Raw genomic sequence first — 18,052 nt, forward strand, 5'->3', positions numbered from 1 at the left:
TACGTGGATCGGGTATGCGATTAAGGCGTTCAAAAAGTGTCATTTTGTAGGTTGAGTAGTACATAGATAATGATCTGATCAACAAAATCAGGATTAGTTCAATCGAAAATAAAGAACATTTAATTCCTTGATGCAGGTGAACGCAAATTGACCGTGTTGTTTGGCATTTAATCAATTAAACCCTACAAACTATGTGAGATCTCGCCCTGAAGCCCATATAACGTATCCAGTAAATCCAATGTCACTTGATAGCTTTAAGAACTTGTATTGCCTGTGAATTACTGCTGGTTTTATCCAATGGAGGAACGAAGCAAGATTAAGTTCCCTACGTTTGGCACATTTGGCCATTACCTCTAAAAATTGCCCTAGTTCATGGGTTACTTCCGCCTTTGACAAAGGCCCATAAGACAGCCCGGAAATTTTACTATTGACTAAAGAAACAGAATTTTTGCTCATTGCAACCTACAGGGGCAGTGTTATTATTACTTCATCCATTAAAAATCAGAAATAGAATAATCACACCCTTAGTAGAATTTATTTTCGTGTCACAACGCAATAAAATGTGTTGATAAAATTAATGATTTCACCGTCATTCGAGACACGTATCGAACATGTTGCGTAGTTCGATGTGTGTTCTGGTCAACAAGAATGGGCTTTGTTGTTCAAATCGACGGTACCATTTCAAGAAGCTATAATCTGAACGGGGTCTACATCAGTTAATTGTCGTAACTCTATGCCGAAACATCGTTACAAAACAACTGACTGGAAACAGTCCAACATAGCCCCAATCAACCGAGACTCTCTGACCTTTTCGATTGATGAGAAACGATAGCCGAGTTGAAGCAAATAAGGCAAACGAGCTAACCTACGCCGATTCAGCGACTTAACCATTACCGGCGTTTTTCAAGGTTGTTGTCATCATTCGCTTAGTTATTAAGCAGCTTCTCTTTCTGGATTTAGATGAACATCACCAACGGGTTCACAGTTCCTAATCTTGCCTGACCAACGCTCTGGGTGTCGCTCTCTTGCTATTGATAACACATCAGAAGGACGTCTTAAAATCTCGCAATCTTTACCACTGTGGCGCTCTGATGGCGTGACGTAATTTAACTTACTGTGCTTGTGCTCGGTGTTGTACCAATGTACGAACGCCTCAACCCAGCAACGACTAGCTTCTAGATGCTCAAAGCCTTTTGTTGGCCAACTAGGCATGTATTTCACGGTACGGAATAGCGACTCAACATACGGGTTATCATCACTGACTCTCGGGCGACTGTATGATGAAGTAATACCAAGCTCATCCATTTTCGCTCTGAACGTCAGTGACTTCATTGGTGCGCCATTGTCCGAGTGAAGGACAAGTGGCCGATTAAAGCATTGCTCACGCATCAGCGTCCGCTGTAATAGCTGTGATGCTAACTCACCGCATTCACATTCATAAACATCGTAACCAACGATTTTTCGGCTATAGATATCTTCAATCACGTAGAGATAATAGTGCTGACCTCGAACCCTAGATGGCAAGTAAGTAATGTCCCACGTATAGACTTGATTGGGACCTGTTGCCGTATAACTTGTTGGCTTAGCTTGCCTCTGTCGACTTCGCTGACGACCTCGGGTATGAAGCTGACCTTCCGCTTTCAAAACCCGATAGTAGCTAGACTCCTAAGCGATATACTCACCCTTATCAAGCAGCGTTAGAACAATTTGAGTCGGCGGTAAACTCGCATATTCAGAGCGGTTGCACACCTCAATAATCGCCTGCCGCTCTTGCTGTGAGAGTTTGTTTGCAGGCACAGGCCTGGCGCATGTTGGTCTTTTGTCAGCCTGTATTTCACCTTGCTGATACCAGCGGCGATACGTCCTCAAGTCGATTTGAACTTCATGACAAGCGTACTCTAGACGGCAGCCACTTTGCTTAGCGTCGTGGATAAGAGTGACCAAGTATTGCCTTTCATCGGTTGAGGTTAATCTTCCTCTGGCTCTTCCCCGTAAAAGGCTCTCAGCTTTTTTCGAAGCACCAACAACGCCGCCGTTTCCGCTAAAGCTTTTTCTTTAAAGCGTAACTCTTTTTTCAGCTCTTTAATTTCAAGTTTGTCAGCTTTAGCTTGTTTCTTGGCTTCAGCCTCACGCTCTTTAGCAGACATAAACCCTTGCATACACTCACTTCGCCAACCTTGCACTTGTTCAGGAAACAAGCCTTTCTCGCGACAATACTGACTGAGTTCATTCTCTGTCATCGAGTAAGTTTCAGCGACAATGGCGAGTTTAGTTTGAGCAGACCACTGCTCTGATGAAGTATTACTATTTGGCACAGCGGCTCCTGAACGTCTAAGTTGCTGCCGCCAATGATACAAGGTTGCACTGCTAATGCCTTCCTCTTTTGCAACTTGGCTTACAGACATTGAATAAGGAGGTAGTAGCTTCTTCAATATGGCTTCTTTTCTTTCTGTTGGGATGCGATTCAAAACTCACTCATTACCACCCAAACTGGTTAAATTTTAACAGTGACAACAATCCTGCCAGAAGGGGGTTAGGACAACCGTAAAAATAACAGCACTGGAAGTTTTCATTATGATACTCCAATTTAAACCAAATCTCGCTAAGAAGTATAGTGAACTTTAACAAGGTACAACATACTAATTTTAACTTTATTACCATTCAGTTATTTTAAGATAACTAACAAGGTATATTAGACTGTTTTCAAAGTGTTTACAGTGCCCTTCTTCTCCCTAGAGTGTCCAACACCAACTTGATGAAACAGTGACGACGAACCAGTCTCAACTTTCGATAAATATAAAATATCTCAGAAAGTGCAACCTTGATAAACCACCAACGTAATGTCTAAATTAAACAAAGGAAATTTACCATTTAAAACCTTTAAAAACTCAATTACAAACAATATCTTATTACCATTTCCCCTCTCAGATACCTGAGTGCAACTCAATAAGTAACTTAAAAAATCACTAAACATATTTCTCAACATTTCAACTCTTTGCCTAAACTGATCTAGTTGAAACATAAACAACCAAGGTGCAGAAATGGCAACAGTTACTAGTTCAAGCAATAAAGGTATCAGTATTTTTGCTTTAGCAATGCTTAATATCGTCGCAGTAGTCAGCCTTAGAGGGTTACCAGCGGAAGCTGAATACGGACTCAGTTCAATTTTTTACTACATTTTCGCAGCTATCGTTTTCCTCGTGCCCGTGTCACTCGTAGCCGCTGAACTCGCGACAGGCTGGTCGGAAAAAGGCGGCGTATTTCGTTGGGTTGGAGAAGCCTTTGGCGCAAAATTGGCGTTCCTAGCTGTTTTTCTACTCTGGATAGAAGTGACGGTATGGTTTCCGACAGTTCTTACCTTTGGTGCGGTATCCCTCGCCTACATAGGGCCTGATCAAACTTGGGATCAATCACTATCCGAAAACAAGTTTTTTGTGCTCGCTATCGTGCTCGCCATCTACTGGTTTGCAACATTTGTGGGTCTTAAAGGAACTGAAGCATTTGCAAAGGTTGCAAAGTGGGGAGGCTTGGTAGGTACCATCGTCCCGGGTATTATCCTCATAATATTAGGGTTCTCTTACCTAACTATGGGAAATACACCACAAATTGAACTTGGTTGGAGTGAGCTCGTTCCTGATTTTTCGAACTTCAATAATGTAGTTTTGGCTGCAAGTATCTTTTTGTTTTATGCTGGAATGGAAATGAACGCTATTCACGTCAAAGAGGTCAACAATCCTGGACGAAACTATCCTATTGCCATAGGGATCTCCTCTTTCGGTACCGTCGCCATTTTTGTGTTGGGTACCCTCGCTATCGCTTTTATCGTACCACAAAAAGACATCAGTCTGACTCAAGGGTTACTAGTCGCGTACAAACAAATGTTTACTTGGGCCGGGATCGGCTGGGCATCACCTCTTATTGCAATTTGTTTAGCATTTGGTGTACTCGCAGGGGTGGTGAGCTGGGTAGCAGGCCCTTCCTCTGCACTTTTAGTCGTTGCAAAAGGCGGATACCTACCCCGTTTTTGGCAACACACCAACGACAAGGGCATGGCCACCAATATCATGATTGCGCAAGCAGTGATTGTTACCTTCCTTTCCGTTACATTCGTAGTGCTACCATCCGTGCAAGCTGCTTATCAAATTCTGAGTCAATTGACTGTTATCTTATATCTCATCATGTATCTTTTGATGTTTTCTGCCGCCATTTATCTCCGCTATAGCCAACCAAATCGCCCTCGAAGTTACAAAATTCCCGGTGGTAACATTGGTATGTGGATCATCGGAGGGCTTGGTTTTATTGGATCTTTAACTGCTTTCGTTTTCTCTTTCATCCCGCCTGAGCAAGTAGCGGTAGGTAGTCCGACTATCTTCGTATCAATTCTAATCATACTTGCCGCTATCTTTGTCGCGATTCCTTTCGCCATTTTTCGTGCTCGAAAACCTCATTGGAAGGATCCTCAAATCAATGATTTCGCACCATTTACATGGGAGCTAGAGAACACACACCCTGGCGTCGTAAACCATTCTGACGCTCACGTTCACACGCTCAACGTGAAGCAAGACTAGAGGTTTGGTATAGAACATGACTGATAAAATATCTAAAGCTCTAGTGGAAGCTCATAGTTTGTATAAAGACGTTAATGATGGCGAAAACGCCTCGTACATCCCGTTTTTGGCAAAGGTTCCAGCGGAGTTAGTCGGGCTCTGCTTTGTCTCGGTGTCAGGTGAAATTTACTCCGTTGGTAATACGGATTATGAGTTTGCAATAGAGTCGATCTCTAAAGTGATGACATTAGCATTAGCGCTAAATCAACACGGTGCTAAAGCAGTGCATGAGAAAATTGGCGCTGACGCGACAGGTTTACCGTTTAATTCCATTGTTGCTTTAGAACTTCACAACGGAAAGCCTCTTAGTCCATTAGTCAATGCGGGAGCCATAACTACGGTAAGTATGGTGAAAGCAACAGACGCTGAAAATCGGTGGAGTAAAATATTAGAAATGCAATCAGCATTAGCTGGTAGGAAAATCAAACTCTCCTCTCAGGTGAATAAATCCGAACAAAACACCAATACGCATAACAAAGCGATCGCTCTTCTGCTTGCATCATCAAATTGTATCTATTCCGACCCTTTAGAGGCATGCGATGTTTATACAAGGCAATGTTCAACGCTATTTAATTGTGTCGATTTAGCCACCGTAGGAGCATGTTTAGCAAACGCTGGCGTCAACCCAGTGACATCCCAGATGGTGATAAAGGCGTCGTTGGTACCGCCATTACTCGCAGAAATGACGACAGAGGGACTGTATGAACGCAGCGGTGATTGGGCGTTTGACGTAGGCTTGCCGAGTAAAAGTGGCGTAGGAGGGGGGCTTGTTTCAGTCATCCCTAATGTGGGGGCTTTAGCTGCTTTCTCTCCACCTCTAGATAAAGCAGGAAACAGTGTACGAGGCCAGTTAATGATAAAACATGTCGCTAACAAGATGAAATGGAATATATTCAACGTTTCTGTGAACGAATAAACACTTGCAAACGTCCGTGCTTTACTCATTAAATGTGAGCGAGCATGACGCTAAGATAGCAGTGCCAGCACTTTTTCGAGCCAAAGCATACTGCTGACTAAACCAGTAAACACACCAGCATTACATAAACACTTGGAACGTTTCATTTCTGGTCTCTGTGCCCTAGAGATGTTACAAGGTAGTGCCCAGTTGGCAAATTTCAATTAATCTACTCTTTGTTTTTACTTTGGACTAAGTACTTGCAGCATATTAACGACCTATTATTAGCAATGAAACCGTTACTGGAACAGTACGGATATCTCGCCCTCGTAGTCAGTATCTTCTTAGAAGGTATAGGTATCCCAATGCCTGGACAATCGTTATTGATTGCTGCGTCTCTTTTGTCCTCACCAGAATTTATGAATCTGACTCTGGTGCTTACTCTATCTTGGCTAAGCTGTTTTTTTGGTAATACATGCGGTTATTTAATTGGTTACTACTTCGAGGAATGGCTCAATAAAAAAGGGTACATTTCCGGGCCTAAAATGCAAAAGCTCCAGTCGATGGTAAAACACTATGGTCCTACATGTTTAGTCATCAGCCGTTTTGTCGAGGGCATGAAGCAGTTTATGCCACTAGCGTGTGGCGTAGCAAAAATGCCACGCCATCAATTTTTGTTGGGGAATACTCTCGCTACTACGATTTGGGTTGCAGTCTTTGGCGTACTCACTCACTTTGCTTTTGATCATTTGCAGCTATTCCAACAGTTTTATCACCACCATAAAACTGTGGTTTGGTCGATTTCTGCTGTGTTGTTTGTCGCTCTCATTGTTGCGCTTCTGAGGAGAAAGCGACATGCCCCTAAACAGCAGTAACCTTTAACTCTAAACGCAATAGATCGGTGTCATAGGGCGTAGGGCGGTCTTCCAACTGTTTAAGCCCTAGGCGTCGGCAAACTGCAATTGCCGCTTTGTTTCCGGCTTTGGTTTCAGCAAATATCACCGATGGTGCAAATTGAGCGATACCAAACTCAATTAGCGCAGTCATAGCTTCAACAGCAATCCCTCGCCCTTGCCTATCGACAGCGAGACCAAACCCTATAGAAGCTTGATTGTCTGCCTCTAAACGAAAAGCGACCGTACCGATTACCTGATGACTCTCTTTTCCTTCAATCACAAGTTGAAACTTAGTGCGTGGACGTTGTTCTGATTGTTCGACAAACATCTCAAGCAAATGCGCATTGAACTCGGGAGAGCACTCTTCTTTGGGATAGAAGGTTTGATATTTTGGGTGAGACGTTATGGTGAGCCATGCCTCGATATCACCCAGTTGAAAATCACGTAAAGTAAGTCGTTCTGTTTCTAGCGTTAATTCCATTTTGTTCTCTTTGTAGATCGGGCACACCTAACTGCCGCCTAATTTTGGCAAGGCTGCATGTTTATCACACTCGTCCATTGAATAGAGTGACTAAAGTAGCTATTTAGAGACCAGAAAAGTTTATTGTAGAACAAATGGTTCAATTTAGAGTCAATATTATGTGTTAAAGCTCATAATAAAATGAACTTTGTGAGATAAACCACGGTAGCAATTAAGTATTTTCAGATTTACTCTCCCATCTCCTTTATCTTTTTACTGTTAGAGAGTCTCTTGACAATTTTTAGATTCAGATTCTGAGTGGGTCAGTGTCAGTATTGCGAGCTCAGGCACTTTTCAAGCTGATAAAAAATCGCTACCATTTAGCTGTCGTTAAGACATTAACTTTTATTCTCAGGGCGGGGCGAAATTCCCCACCGGCGGTAAATCAGTTTTTGATAAGCCCGCGAGCGCTTAACTTTATTGAGTTGAGGTCAGCAGATCTGGTGAAAATCCAGGGCCGACGGTTACAGTCCGGATGGGAGAGGATAATGATATTTACAGGCGCTGTAGCGAGCACTCACTGTCATTGACTGTGGGTATCATTAGGCATGTTGTAAATATAGAATGATACTTTCTTGCTATGCGGCAAGGCGCGTGTTGTTCGTCTATCTTTTGGATCTGCTTTTACTTTTCATGCAAGATCCCCATACCTATGCCCTGATTCTGGTATTTTAAATAGGAGTATTACCATGAATCAGAACCAAACTTCATTGCTATCTGAATTCGGCAATCCACTAGAGCGCGTTGAAATCGCACTACAAGCCCTTCGCGAAGGTCGCGGTGTGTTACTACTCGACGACGAAGATCGTGAAAACGAAGGCGATATCATCTATTCCGTTGACCACCTAACCAATCAACAAATGGCACTAATGATTCGTGAGTGCAGCGGTATTGTTTGCCTGTGTATTACTGACGAGCAAGCCAAACAGCTCGATTTACCACCGATGGTTGAGAACAACAACAGTGCAAATCAAACAGCATTTACCGTCTCTATCGAAGCCAAAGTGGGAGTGACGACTGGCGTCTCAGCGGCGGATCGCGTCACAACCATCAAAACCGCATGCCAACCTGGTGCCCGTCCTGAAGATCTAGCTCGACCGGGACATGTTTTCCCACTGCGAGCTAAACAAGGCGGGGTATTGACTCGTCGTGGTCATACCGAAGGCACCATTGACCTGATGCAAATGGCAGGCCTATCGCCATTTGGAGCTCTATGTGAAGTCACTAACCCTGATGGAACAATGGCAAAAGCACCAGAAATCGTCGCATTTGGTAAGCTTCACAACATGCCAGTCCTGACAATCGAAGACATGGTTCAATATCGCCTAGCAACGGCAGAGCAGTCAGCATAACTCTTGATCCAATGAACATCGCCACCTCATATTAGGTGGCGATGTTGGTTCTAACATTGTGCTAAATTGGCGCTAATCGACTTTACTGGCATGCACCGGTATTTTCCCATACGCCCCACTCGCCTGATTGGGTAGGATCTTCACCTTGTGTCCACCATTTGGCTTTGTAGTTCTGACCTTGATAAATCACTTGATCACCGCCAGTGTAGATGGCTGCCGCATCCCAGTTATCTTCACAAACACCAATAACAGGTCCATCTGCACTCACTGTAACAGTATGAGTCTGACTGGTACTTAGTGAGCCGTCACTAACCGTCACAGTAAATGTGTAACTGGTGTCGGTAGGAACACTAGGCGCAGAAAAACTCAAGGAGCTGCCTAACACTGATACGTCTAAACCATTTGGTGTTTGCCAACTGAAACTCAACGTATCGTTTTCTGCGTCAGTGGATTCGCTAGCATCCAGCACTACAGCTTGATTAACGCTCGCAACCGTCGGACCCGTAATGACCGCATTAGGCGCAGTATTATCCGGAGTAGTCACTGTTGGGTTAACGGTCACGGTAACTACATCTGTGGCTGTCGCTCCCTCATTGTCCGTGACTGTCACCGTAAACTGATAGCTCTTTTCTACGGTGACCTCTTGAACATCAAAACTCGCCTGAACTGTGTCGGCGCCAACAAGAGTCACTGTACCACCAGCCGTTTGCATCCAACGATAGCTTACGATAGAGCCATCACTATCGCGTGACGCGCTAGCATCTAGAGTTACTGTTGCTGGGCCTTGCACAGATTGGTTCGCACCAGCACTGGCGACAGGCGCTCGATTACTTGGTGTTCCGCCTGCTAACCCTTCATGCATTGCATTGAGGATATCACCATTGTCAGCGTCTATTTCCCATGAAAATAGACCTGCAAGCCCAAGACTTTGTGCATAAGCGCCTTTTGCCTTCACTGAACGCTCATCATCGAAAGTAATCAACTCGCCTGTGGTTTGATTCCAGACATAAGCCGCTTCCGCCATCGCATCATAACCATATTCAAACCCGTTGACGCCCGTATTGCCCTCGCCCAGCATATAGGTTTTTATACCTTTGTAATCAATGACACCATCTTCCCATACACCTTGAGCTGTGGATCCGGTCAGTTTGCCCGTCGCAACACCAGTCATCGGATCCGAGGGGTCGCTCAAGGTATCTGGTGTTACTCCAGTCCAACCTCGCCCATACATAGCTGCGCCCAATACCAACTTGCTCGCAGGCACACCTTGAGCCAACAACAATTGAATACCATTATCCGCCGTATAAGCTGGCCCTTTATAAGAAACCCCTTCGGCATCGACACCCGTTCCATCACATTGCCCAGGACGCATAAAGTTGCCACAGTACAATGCTGCTTGGTGTCCGGGAACGTTGTTCCAACCACCATAGAAGTCATACGTCATCGCGAAGATATAATCCATGTATGGAATAGCTTTGGCATAATCTACGTCTTCAATCTTGTCATGACCGACGCCAATCGCAGAAGTTAGCTCGTAGTTTCTCCCTGTTTCCGCTTCAAGCTCATCCAGCATAGCTCGCAGCTCGCTCATCAAGTTGATGTAAGCTGGACCATCTTTGACAGGGTCACCTAAGTCAGGTGCGGCACCATCACCACCGGGATATTCCCAATCAATATCTACACCATCATAGAACTTCCAAGTTTTTAGGAAACGTTTCACAGACGCGACGAATACGTCTCGATTGGCCTTGTCGGTAAAGCTGTAAAAGGCATCTGAAAGGGTCCAGCCGCCGATAGAAGGAAGAATTTTAAGATCGGGATTACGCTGTTTTAGTGCCATTAACATAGCGTAATTGCCTTTTATTGGCGTGTTGTAATCATGGCCTGCTTGTGTGAACCCTTTCTGGTACGCCGCCCATGGATCGTGGATAACGACTTCAAAATCTTGCATACCCTTACAAGCGGTTTGCAACGCATTAAAACTATTACCGCCCACAGACTTAACCGATTCATTAGGACCACAAATCGGGATAAAACCGTAAAGAATATGCGTTAAGTTGTCTGCCGGAATGTTATCGACCGTGTAGTCACGTCCATAGATTCCCCACTCAACAAAGTAAGTACCAACAACCGTATTCGGATCGGTGTGGTAAGTCTTGTTATTTGGATCAATATTCATCGCCAAGGGTGCAAGATGAGAACCATCAGTATCCGCAACCACCAGCTCCATTGGTGAGCTTTTACTGCACCCTGTTGTATCACACGCTTCAACTTGCATCTGATACAAGCCACCCTGACCATAGCCAAACGTTGCAGTTGTCTGGCTGCCTGTTATTGGCCCTGTTGCCACCTTATTGCCATCAAAATAGATGTTGTACGTATCTCCGGTGGTACCACTCCACTGATTAAAGGTGATTTTGATCTCTGCTAGATCATGATATTGAACCATCTGGTCATAACCAGAAGTGGTTTCCATAGCCAACTGGATTTTCGAAAACTGCAGATTATTCGAACCCCAGACGTCAATTGAGGGTTTTGCTGGTGCAGCATTGACACTCTGGCTTACTGCCAAAGCAACTGCTGATACCGCTAATAATAGATTCTTCATTCTTTGTTCTCTTTCCCTGAAAGGTCTTAATGACGCTGCTTACATCGGTTATAAAAATGTAAACATCGAGAACAATTAATAGAACTTGGGGGTTATTTTGTGCTCAAAAAATAAACTCATTTCGAGTCACCACTCAAAAATACGCCATATGTAACAAGAATTTTCATTGGTGTTTTTAGGTTGTGCCCAGAATTTTATTCTTGTGATGGTTCTTCTTTCTTTAAAAAGCACCAAACCCATCACCACAGCAAATCAATATCATTGGGAATATTTATCATTTCAGTCGATGAGCTCACGTTTTAATTCTGGAAAAAAACCAGCGCTTGTATAACAATATCCTTTCTCATTAGTCGGGGAGCGTTTTCGCTGAGATCACCAAAGTGGTGAGACCCGTTGAACCTGATTCAGTTAGCACTGGCGTAGGGAACTGATAGACACCGCACTAAGATCCTGCGTCCGCAGTCTATCTTTGTCTGCCTATGTCGTGTTCCTTGCCAGAAAAGGAACATGATATGACATCATCCGTCTCTAAAACCCCTATTGTATTAACGATCGCTGGCTCTGACTCTGGCGGTGGTGCTGGCATTCAAGCGGACATTAAAGCTATTTCAGCAACAGGTTCTTACGCATGCTCAGTTATTACTGCTTTGACCGCGCAAAACACGCAAGGCGTATCCGGTATTCTCGGCATCGATCCTGAGTTTGTTAAGGCACAATTAGACTCTGTATTTAGCGACTTAGATGTGGTCGCGGTCAAGATTGGTATGCTGGCTGACGCCAATATTATTCGCGCTGTGGCTGAGAAGATTCGTCAATATCAACCAAAGCATGTGGTTCTCGACCCAGTAATGGTCGCTACCAGTGGTGACCTCTTGCTAGAAACGTCCGCTATTGATGCATTAAAAGCGGAATTACTACCTTTGGCGACAGTTATCACCCCGAATTTGCCAGAAGGTGCAGCCTTACTGAGCACACAAGTCCCACAATCTCAAAAAGACATGGAAGCGTTGATTGACAAGCTGCGCGCGCTTAATACATCGGCCATTTTATTGAAAGGTGGTCATCTTGAATCAGACTCCAGCAGTAACGACCTCCTAATTACCCAAGACGATGTTTCTGTCTTTGAAACAACGCGTATCAATACCAAGAATACTCATGGGACAGGTTGTACATTAAGCTCCGCTATTGCCTCTTATCTGGCACAAGGCCATGACCTGCACCAGGCGGTATCTAACGGTAAAAACTATATTACACAAGCCATTGCTCACGCTGATGAGCTCGATGTTGGCAAGGGACATGGTCCCGTTCACCACTTCTATGCGTTAAACCGATGATCGATATTCGTCTGGAAAACGCCACGCTGACCTACTTAGGTGACTCTCAGCCGATTTTCACCAATTTGAGCGTGCAGTTTACCGCAGGCAATTGGACCGCATTGTTAGGCCCTAGTGGGTGTGGAAAATCAACACTATTACGCTATCTCGCAGGGCTACTTTCAGAAAAAGTCAACTTTACCGCCAGCAAGCAGGCTCCGCCTATTAACGAACTCGCGGACAATGTGGCCTATATGGCACAGCAAGACTTACTTATGCCTTGGTTAACTGTGATCGATAACGTGTGTTTAGCCACACGACTCAATGGGTTGCCTGTCGATGCTGCAACAAAAACTAGAGCCATGGCGTTATTGGAGCAAGTTGGGCTTGATAGTAAAGCCAATGTGCCTCCCAACGAACTCTCTGGAGGACAGAAGCAGCGCGTCGCGCTAGCTCGAACTTTAATGCAAGACAAACCTATTGTGTTAATGGACGAGCCATTTTCTGCGCTTGATGCCGTTACGCGACATAAATTGCAAAACCTTGCCGCTGCGCTATTGCGTGATAAAACCGTGTTATTGATCACTCACGATCCGCAAGAAGCACTAAGACTGGGTGAGCAGATTTTAGTCATGAACGGTAAACCCGCTCAACTTAATAAAATTACGCCTCCCAAATCGGCGATTCCTCGCGATATTGATAGCGAGTTTGCAACCATTCAACAATCCATCCTAGAGCATTTAGGGGGACACTCGTGACCGTCTTAACACAAGTCGCAGAGCATAGCCGCCGACAAACAGCTGAGCAGAAAAAACAAGGGCTAAGTGCGCTATTTCGAGTGCTGATTAGCTTTCTGATTATCTTAGGGCTTTGGAAAGCTATCGTGGTGCTGTTTGAGCTACCTAGTTTTATCTTGCCAGCACCTGAAGACGTGCTCCTTAAGCTTGTCGAACGTCAGGATGTGTTGCTCAAACATACTTGGGTTACAACGCAGGAGATCCTACTCGGACTGCTCCTTGGTTTATCCATGGGGCTATTTTTTGCCCTGCAAATGCTGTTGTTCCAGCCTGTTAAACGCTGGCTACTGCCGATTTTAATAACCAGTCAGGCAATCCCTGTGTTCGCGCTTGCGCCTATTTTGATGCTGTGGCTAGGTTACGGGATTGCTTCCAAAGTGGTCATGGCTGCACTGATTATCTTCTTCCCAGTCACCACTTGCTGTTACGACGGACTGCGTAATACGCCTCTGGGTTATTTGGATTTATCTCAGACCATGGGGGCTAGCCGATTCCGCCAGCTTTGGCACATACGTTTGCCCGCTTCACTGCCTGTCCTCGCATCAGGTATACGCGTTGCCGTTGTGGTCGCCCCCATCGGTGCTGTCGCCGGAGAGTGGGTCGGCTCGAGTGAGGGCTTAGGGTATCTCATGTTACAAGCCAATGCGCGCATGCTGATCGATGAAATGTTTGCGGCACTGTTTATATTAGCCAGCGTCTCCGTCGCGCTTTACTTCTTTACCGATTGGGGGCTTAAGCGCCTAATCCCTTGGGAAAATAAATAACAATCAAAAGGAAAGACCATGAAATCCATGCTCAAACTCTCTGCAACTTTACTACTAAGCTTGGCCAGTACCGTGCCAGCTCATGCAGCAGAAAAAAAACTCACGCTTATGCTCGATTGGTTTGTTAACCCAAACCACGGCCCAATCGTGATTGCTCAAGAAAAAGGCTACTTTAAACAACAGGGACTGAATGTGGATATTCAAGAGCCTGCCGACCCAAGCACACCAGCTAAGCTGGTTGCAGCAGGTAAAGTCGACCTCGCCGTTTCGTATCAAACAAGCCTTACCATTGATGTTGCTGCCGGACTGCCACTGATCCGCAGCGCAACTCTGATCGCGACACCGCTTAATACCATGATGGTATTGGACAATGGCAAGATTAATACACTCGCAGACCTTAAAGGTAAAAAAATAGGCATTGCTATCGCCGGTAACGAAGAGGCGACGATAGGCACCATGCTTAATACTGAGGGGGTAAAATTTGACGACGTACAGATCATCAATGTGGGCTGGGCTCTCTCTTCTTCCCTTGCTTCAGGAAAAGTCGACGCGATTTGGGGTGGGTTAAGAAACTTTGAAACCAACCAGCTTGAACTTGAAGGCTATAAACCAAAGGCCTTTTTCCCAGAAGAACACGGTGTTCCGACTTATGAAGAGCTCGTGTTTGTTGCCAATGCCAACAGCTACGACAAAGACGCCATCGTAAAGTTTAACCGTGCGATTGAAAAAGCGACGACTTACATCGTGAACCATCCAACGGCGTCTTGGAATGAATTTGTAGCCTACGCACCAGACACGTTAAACAACGAACTCAATAAAAGAGCATGGCGTGACACATTGACACGATTTGCGCTTCGCCCGTCAGCAGTTGATGCCAGCAAATATGACGCGTTTACCGAATTTATGTATCAGCACAACATTATCAGTGCTAAGCCAAAAGCAGAGACCATTGTACCTGTACTTTAGGAGCCAAAATGAACCATCAAGACTTAATTAGCGCTTGCCAACAAGAGTGGTTAGCTTATACCGAGCATGACTTCGTCAAGCAGCTAGCCGCAGGTACTCTCGACCAGCAAGCTTATTTACACTATTTGAAACAAGACTTTTTGTTCTTAAAACAATACGCTCGTGCTTATGCTCTCGCGATCTACAAAGCCAAAACGCTCACTCAAATGCGTGAAGCAGTACCCAGTGTGGAAGCGCTATTGAACTCTGAAATTAGCCACCATGTCACTTATTGCCATCAGTGGGGAATCACAGAAGCGGATATGGAGGCGGAGATCGAAGATTTTGGCACTGTGGCGTACACCCGATATGTTCTTGATGCGGGAATGACTGGGGAATTGGTTGACCTTTATGCTGCACTCGCGCCTTGTGCAATAGGCTATGCGGTCATCGGTGATAACTTACTAAAAAGCGCCGACACCATGCTTGAAGGTAATCCATATCGCAGCTGGATCGAATTATATGGCAGTGAAGAATTTCAATCTGGGGTACAAACCAGTATTAAACGATTAGACGCACTGCTCAAAGACATTGACCCGCAAAGTCAGAGAGCTAAAGAACTCGTACATGTGTTTAAAACAGCAACTCGTATGGAAATAGCCTTTTGGCAGCAAGGGCTGGACGCCGCCTAATCGAAAGCCGACCAATCAGGTCGGCTTTTTTATCTCTGCTATTAGCTCAAATAACAAACAAATATCACTCAAACAAACCGAATTTTAAATTTTGCGCCCAACATCACGCGTTAACACAATATTTACATCTAAACTTAACATTCGCAACAACCTTAGGTAGGATGCGCACAGTGTTTTTAATAAATTTAAACACTTCGCGCTCAGCTTTCTCATGCTTTTCGTGCAAGCAAGGACGATTGAGAAACGATGGGTATCAACAATAGCTTTTGAACAATCAGACCATCAGTCGCTGAGTTTCGAAGGCTACCCCAGCTTTACAGGGAAGAACTATGCAGTCTTTGGTTGATTTTTTAAACGGGATAATCTGGAGTCCCGCTCTAATTTATTTATGTCTTGGTGCTGGCCTATTTTATTCAGTACTGACTCGCTTCGTGCAAGTGCGACACTTCTTTGAAATGTGGCGCTTATTACTTTCTGGCAAAAGCTCTGAAAAAGGGATTTCCTCATTCCAAGCTTTAGCCGTTTCACTCTCTGGTCGCGTTGGTACTGGTAACATTGCCGGTGTTGCTGCTGCTATTGGTTTTGGTGGTCCTGGCGCGGTGTTTTGGATGTGGGTGGTCGCATTTTTCGGCGCAGCCACCGCTTATATTGAATCGACCCTTGCTCAGATTTATAAAGAAGAAGATAAAGGTGAGTTTCGTGGCGGCCCTGCTTATTACATAGAAAAAGCAATGGGGCAAAAATGGTATGCATGGGTCTTCGCGATCGCCACTATTTTTGCATGTGGGGTACTGCTACCTGGCGTTCAATCAAACAGTATTGGTAATGCGGTAGAGACTGCCTTCGGCACAGGCGCAATGATTGAGACCGCAATCGGCACCTTCAGTTTTGCTAAAATTTTCACCGGTGCCGTTATTTCTGTGATTCTAGCATTCATTATTTTTGGTGGCGTAAAACGAATCGCCAACTTCACGCAAGTTGTGGTTCCATTTATGGCGCTGGCGTACATCGTCATCGCGTTTGTCATTATTCTTCTTAACATTGGTGAATTACCTCGCATTGTGAGCATGATCATCGGCGATGCATTCACACCAATGGCTGGCTTCGGTGCCGCGATTGGCTGGGGTGTAAAACGTGGTGTTTATTCGAATGAAGCAGGTCAAGGTACAGGCCCTCATGCAGCGGCAGCGGCAAACGTTGAGCATCCAGCACAGCAAGGTTTGGTACAGTCATTCTCAATTTATATCGATACGCTACTTGTTTGTTCTGCGACTGCATTTATGATTCTTATTACAGGTGCATACAATGTAAATGGTCCAGAAAGTACCTTCTTGGTTCAAAACCTTGCTGAAACCGTCGCAGCTAACGGCCCGGCGTTTACTCAACTCGCGATTGAAAGCACAATGCCCGGCTTTGGTAAGCTGTTTATCGCTTTTGCGCTATTCTTCTTCGCCTTTACGACCATACTGGCCTACTACTACATTGCCGAAACGAACATTGCTTATATTCGCCGTACCTTCAAAGTTCCTGGCCTGATGTTTATTCTGAAGCTAGTGTTAATTACCTCTGTGTTCTATGGAACAGTCAAGGCTGCAAACTTAGCGTGGGCGATGGGTGATGTAGGTGTTGGCCTGATGGCATGGTTAAATATCGTCGGTATTCTAATTATCTTCTTCATCGCCAAGCCTGCTGTAATTGCACTGAAAGATTACGAAAGGCAACAAGAGCAAGGTGTCGAAGAGTATACCTTCAACCCTATAGCGCTCGGTATCAAAGGAGCTGACTATTGGGAAGGACGCTACGAACGCATCACTGGAGAGAAACCTGAGCCAGAACAAGTGAGTTCAATTTCAGGAGAAGCCCAAACCTCGCAATAAGCGAGGCAAACAAAAAAAGGGTAGCGTTCGCTACCCTTTTGACCATTCATTGTTCCCGAATGAATGAATTCGAATTATGCAGGAATTTCCTGAGCTGCCGCTTCTGGTGCTTTCTTTTCACCGATTGGCAGAATCGTACGGCCGTACTCGTTATTGAGTACTTGTGCCATAGCAAAGTAAATCGCGCTCGCTCCACAGAAAATACCTTCAAAGCCAGCAATAGTACCGATCAATTCACTACCGAAGAAATCACGAGCCGCCAACAAGAAGAACAAGATTGTCAGTGAGCCGAACACCACTTGCTTAGCAACAGGGTAGCAAAGTGAACCGATGAACATAAAGCCAGTGAACACGCCCCATAGAAGCAGATACCAACCCATAAACTTAGCTGGGCTTGCAGGAAGACCCATATAAGGCATAACGATAATTCCAACTAGTGTTAGCCAGAATAAGCCGTACGACGTGAATGCCGTCGTACCAAATGTGTCACCACGTTTAAAGCACATCATGCCAACAAACACTTGGCTCAGACCGCCATAAAAAATACCCATAGCAAGAATCATTGAATCAATTGGAAAGAAACCTGCATTGTGGATGTTAAGCAGAATGGTAGTCATACCAAAACCCATTAGGCCAAGTGGCGCTGGGTTCGCGAGTTTGTTCGACATGTAAAAGAGCCTTCGATTAAAAATTAGTGGTAAAAGTTATAGAAAAATTTTAATCGAAATTATCAATACTGAGCAGATCCGTTATTTGCAATCTAAGATTGATAAATTCAATGCATCA

The 18,052-nt window shown here is 44.8% G+C and carries 13 protein-coding genes, 2 pseudogenes and 2 riboswitches; of the genes and pseudogenes, 11 read left to right on the forward strand and 4 right to left on the reverse strand.

Annotated elements, in window-relative coordinates; translation table 11 throughout:
• Positions 1 to 733: 733 nt before the first annotated feature.
• Positions 734 to 826 (forward strand): annotated as a pseudogene (locus VTH8203_RS24980) (IS5/IS1182 family transposase); the annotation flags it as partial.
• A gap of 107 nt (positions 827 to 933) precedes the next feature.
• Here the strand turns inward: VTH8203_RS24980 and VTH8203_RS08330 are convergent.
• Positions 934 to 2,468, reverse strand: a pseudogene (locus tag VTH8203_RS08330) (IS3 family transposase).
• 573 nt (positions 2,469 to 3,041) lie between these two features.
• Here VTH8203_RS08330 and gadC point away from each other — a divergent pair.
• From gadC to VTH8203_RS08350, 3 genes are all read left to right on the forward strand, one after another.
• Positions 3,042 to 4,568, forward strand: coding sequence for a glutamine/gamma-aminobutyrate antiporter GadC (gene gadC / locus VTH8203_RS08340; RefSeq protein ID WP_096993254.1), 1,527 nt, complete (start codon positions 3,042 to 3,044; stop codon positions 4,566 to 4,568).
• Between the two features lie 16 nt (positions 4,569 to 4,584).
• A complete protein-coding gene (gene glsA, locus VTH8203_RS08345; protein WP_096993255.1) occupies positions 4,585 to 5,523 on the forward strand; it encodes a glutaminase A in 939 nt (312 codons plus the stop codon).
• Positions 5,524 to 5,762: 239 nt separating this feature from the next.
• Positions 5,763 to 6,377: a DedA family protein gene (locus VTH8203_RS08350; protein WP_096993256.1), complete on the forward strand. Its 615-nt coding sequence runs from the start codon at positions 5,763 to 5,765 to the stop codon at positions 6,375 to 6,377.
• Here the strand turns inward: VTH8203_RS08350 and VTH8203_RS08355 are convergent.
• Positions 6,364 to 6,879, reverse strand: coding sequence for a GNAT family N-acetyltransferase (locus VTH8203_RS08355; RefSeq protein WP_096993257.1), 516 nt, complete (start codon positions 6,877 to 6,879; stop codon positions 6,364 to 6,366). The genes VTH8203_RS08350 and VTH8203_RS08355 overlap by 14 nt on opposite strands.
• Before the next feature lie 382 nt (positions 6,880 to 7,261).
• Positions 7,262 to 7,409: riboswitch (FMN riboswitch) on the forward strand.
• Positions 7,410 to 7,607: 198 nt separating this feature from the next.
• Between VTH8203_RS08355 and ribB the strand changes: the two genes are divergently transcribed.
• Positions 7,608 to 8,270 (forward strand): 3,4-dihydroxy-2-butanone-4-phosphate synthase, encoded by a 663-nt coding sequence (gene ribB, locus VTH8203_RS08360; protein WP_096993258.1) that lies wholly within the window; start codon positions 7,608 to 7,610, stop codon positions 8,268 to 8,270.
• 82 nt (positions 8,271 to 8,352) lie between these two features.
• Here the strand turns inward: ribB and VTH8203_RS08365 are convergent, their stop codons facing one another.
• Positions 8,353 to 10,878 (reverse strand): glycosyl hydrolase family 18 protein, encoded by a 2,526-nt coding sequence (locus VTH8203_RS08365; protein ID WP_096993259.1) that lies wholly within the window; start codon positions 10,876 to 10,878, stop codon positions 8,353 to 8,355.
• Between the two features lie 341 nt (positions 10,879 to 11,219).
• A riboswitch (TPP riboswitch) is annotated at positions 11,220 to 11,321 on the forward strand.
• A 69-nt stretch (positions 11,322 to 11,390) separates the two neighbouring features.
• Here VTH8203_RS08365 and thiD point away from each other — a divergent pair.
• The 6 genes from thiD (at position 11,391) to VTH8203_RS08395 (ending at position 17,266) form a co-directional block, all read left to right on the forward strand.
• Entirely contained in the window at positions 11,391 to 12,212 is an 822-nt protein-coding gene (thiD, locus tag VTH8203_RS08370; RefSeq protein ID WP_096993260.1) for a bifunctional hydroxymethylpyrimidine kinase/phosphomethylpyrimidine kinase, read from the forward strand.
• The gene (locus VTH8203_RS08375; protein ID WP_096993261.1) at positions 12,209 to 12,949 is read left to right on the forward strand and encodes an ABC transporter ATP-binding protein; all 741 of its coding nucleotides are present in this window, start codon (positions 12,209 to 12,211) and stop codon (positions 12,947 to 12,949) included. Before thiD ends, VTH8203_RS08375 begins: the two co-directional genes overlap by 4 nt.
• On the forward strand, positions 12,946 to 13,752 hold the full coding sequence (locus tag VTH8203_RS08380; protein ID WP_096993262.1) for an ABC transporter permease: 807 nt from the start codon (positions 12,946 to 12,948) through the stop codon (positions 13,750 to 13,752). The genes VTH8203_RS08375 and VTH8203_RS08380 overlap by 4 nt, the downstream gene beginning before the upstream one ends.
• A gap of 18 nt (positions 13,753 to 13,770) precedes the next feature.
• Positions 13,771 to 14,718 (forward strand): ABC transporter substrate-binding protein, encoded by a 948-nt coding sequence (locus VTH8203_RS08385; RefSeq protein ID WP_096993263.1) that lies wholly within the window; start codon positions 13,771 to 13,773, stop codon positions 14,716 to 14,718.
• A gap of 8 nt (positions 14,719 to 14,726) precedes the next feature.
• Positions 14,727 to 15,389, forward strand: coding sequence for a thiaminase II (gene tenA, locus VTH8203_RS08390; RefSeq protein ID WP_096993264.1), 663 nt, complete (start codon positions 14,727 to 14,729; stop codon positions 15,387 to 15,389).
• Between the two features lie 329 nt (positions 15,390 to 15,718).
• Positions 15,719 to 17,266, forward strand: a complete 1,548-nt coding sequence (locus VTH8203_RS08395; protein WP_096993265.1) for an alanine/glycine:cation symporter family protein — start codon at positions 15,719 to 15,721, stop codon at positions 17,264 to 17,266.
• 74 nt (positions 17,267 to 17,340) lie between these two features.
• On the opposite strand, the gene VTH8203_RS08400 is transcribed toward VTH8203_RS08395, so the two are convergent.
• Complete coding sequence (locus tag VTH8203_RS08400) at positions 17,341 to 17,934, reverse strand: acetate uptake transporter (RefSeq protein ID WP_096993266.1); 594 nt, start codon at positions 17,932 to 17,934, stop codon at positions 17,341 to 17,343.
• Between the last annotated feature and the right edge of the window lie 118 nt (positions 17,935 to 18,052).

Origin of the sequence: Vibrio thalassae (genome assembly GCF_900089835.1) — a bacterium.
Taxonomy (GTDB): Bacteria; Pseudomonadota; Gammaproteobacteria; order Enterobacterales; family Vibrionaceae; genus Vibrio; species Vibrio thalassae.

What these genes read in the sequence shown, in the direction of transcription:
- gadC (WP_096993254.1), top strand. Translation starts at nt 3,042, where the DNA reads ATGGCAACAGTTACTAGTTCAAGCAATAAAGGTATCAGTATTTTTGCT.
- glsA (WP_096993255.1), top strand. Translation starts at nt 4,585, where the DNA reads ATGACTGATAAAATATCTAAAGCTCTAGTGGAAGCTCATAGTTTGTAT.
- VTH8203_RS08355 (WP_096993257.1), bottom strand. Translation starts at nt 6,879, where the DNA reads ATGGAATTAACGCTAGAAACAGAACGACTTACTTTACGTGATTTTCAA.
- ribB (WP_096993258.1), top strand. Translation starts at nt 7,608, where the DNA reads ATGAATCAGAACCAAACTTCATTGCTATCTGAATTCGGCAATCCACTA.
- VTH8203_RS08365 (WP_096993259.1), bottom strand. Translation starts at nt 10,878, where the DNA reads ATGAAGAATCTATTATTAGCGGTATCAGCAGTTGCTTTGGCAGTAAGC.
- thiD (WP_096993260.1), top strand. Translation starts at nt 11,391, where the DNA reads ATGACATCATCCGTCTCTAAAACCCCTATTGTATTAACGATCGCTGGC.
- VTH8203_RS08375 (WP_096993261.1), top strand. Translation starts at nt 12,209, where the DNA reads ATGATCGATATTCGTCTGGAAAACGCCACGCTGACCTACTTAGGTGAC.
- VTH8203_RS08385 (WP_096993263.1), top strand. Translation starts at nt 13,771, where the DNA reads ATGAAATCCATGCTCAAACTCTCTGCAACTTTACTACTAAGCTTGGCC.
- tenA (WP_096993264.1), top strand. Translation starts at nt 14,727, where the DNA reads ATGAACCATCAAGACTTAATTAGCGCTTGCCAACAAGAGTGGTTAGCT.
- VTH8203_RS08395 (WP_096993265.1), top strand. Translation starts at nt 15,719, where the DNA reads ATGCAGTCTTTGGTTGATTTTTTAAACGGGATAATCTGGAGTCCCGCT.
- VTH8203_RS08400 (WP_096993266.1), bottom strand. Translation starts at nt 17,934, where the DNA reads ATGTCGAACAAACTCGCGAACCCAGCGCCACTTGGCCTAATGGGTTTT.